The organism is Streptomyces narbonensis, assembly GCF_014649015.1.
GTDB lineage: Bacteria > Actinomycetota > Actinomycetes > Streptomycetales > Streptomycetaceae > Streptomyces > Streptomyces narbonensis.
In genome coordinates this window covers 1-566 of the sequence record NZ_BMSF01000176.1, presented here as the reverse complement: position 1 = coordinate 566, position 566 = coordinate 1, and the positions used below count along the sequence as shown (strand labels likewise).

The 566-nt window shown below is 36.7% G+C and carries 1 protein-coding gene; it reads right to left on the bottom strand.

The window, feature by feature from the left end; genetic code table 11:
- Positions 1–388: exonuclease/endonuclease/phosphatase family protein (locus IE124_RS35240; protein WP_229833205.1), on the bottom strand; the 388-nt coding region annotated here is incomplete at its 3' end.
- Between the last annotated feature and the right edge of the window lie 178 nt (positions 389–566).

Sequence of the window (566 nt, the reverse complement as noted above, 5' to 3'; positions counted from 1 at the left end):
CACTAATTGCTATGAATTTCCCTCTTATGACTGCTTTTGCTGTGTCCCATAGATTCTGGACACTTGTGTACTCATTATCATTAGTTTCCATAAATTTTTTTATTTCAGCCTTAATTTCTTCAGTAGTGAAGAAGTCATTCAGAAGTAGGTTGTTCAGTTTCCATGTGTTCGTGTATTTTGGGGGTTGTGTCTTGAAATTAATCTTGAGTTTAATTCCATCATGGTCAGAGAAGATGCTGGATACAGTTTCTATGCCTTTGAATCTGTAAAGGCTTGATTTGTGTCCTAATATATGATCTATCTTTGAAAAGGCTCCATGTCGGGGTGAGAAAAATGTATATGTTGTGGATGTAAGGTGGAAAGTTCTATAGATATCGGTCAAGCCCATTCCATTTATAGTATCATTTAAGTCCTGTATCTCTATTTATTTTCTGTCTAGAAGATCTGTCTATAGGAGATAGTGGGGTGTTGAGATCTCTAACATTTCTAGTATTTCTCCTTATCTCTCCTTTTAGCTCCAGCAGTCGTTCCTTCACATATTTAGTTGCACCTGAGTTGGGTGCGTA